The sequence below is a fragment of the Streptomyces flaveus genome, from assembly GCF_014647675.1.
Lineage (GTDB): Bacteria > Actinomycetota > Actinomycetes > Streptomycetales > Streptomycetaceae > Streptomyces > Streptomyces flaveus.
The window spans coordinates 1-738 of record NZ_BMPQ01000096.1 but is presented as its reverse complement, the minus strand read 5'-3'; the positions used below and the strand labels follow the sequence as shown (position 1 = coordinate 738).

The 738-nt window shown below is 69.4% G+C and carries 1 pseudogene; it reads right to left on the bottom strand.

Annotated elements, in window-relative coordinates:
* Positions 1 to 699 (bottom strand): annotated as a pseudogene (locus IEZ21_RS46940) (IS5 family transposase); the annotation flags it as partial.
* Positions 700 to 738: the final 39 nt, after the last annotated feature.

The following is a 738-nucleotide window of genomic DNA, read 5'->3' as shown; positions in this document are numbered from 1 at the left end:
TCCGCAGTCGGCGGAAGCCGTGGAGCCGGGCGATCGTGCGCTCGACCACATAGCGGAAGGTTCCCAGGCCAGAGCCGTGTTCCTCGCCTCGTCTGGCGATCACCGGGCGGATGCCACGTTGCCAGAGCAGGCGTCTGTACTTGTCGTGGTCGTAGCCGCGATCCGCGAGGAGTGCGTCGGGCCTGTGTCTGGGTCGGCCGACGACGCCGGCCACGGCCGGAATCTTGTCGAGCAGGGGCAGGAGTTGGGTGACGTCGTTGCGGTTTCCGCCGGTCAGGGACGTCGCGAGCGGGATGCCCTGCCCCTCGACGACGAGGTGGTGCTTGCTGCCCGGCCGTGCGCGGTCGACCGGGCTGGGCCCGCTTTTGGGCCGCGCCGAGCGGCCCGTACATGGGAGGAGTCGATCACCGCCCGCGACCAGTCCAGCTTCCCCGCCGCCCGCAGCTTCTTCAGCAGCACCAGGTGCAGTTCGTCCCACACACCGGCCTCGTTCCATGCGGCCAGGCGCCGCCAGCACGTCATCCCCGAACCAAAGCCCAGCTCCTGCGGCAGGTACTCCCACTGGATACCGGTGTGCAGCACGAACAGGATTCCGCACAGCGCCTGCCGGTCCGGCATCCGCGGCCTGCCCTCGGCCAGCTTCGGCCCCGGCTCGGGCAGCAACGGCTCGATGAGCGACCACAGTTCATCCGACACGATCCACGGCCGCGACTGACGTTTCCCCACGACCAGACCAAC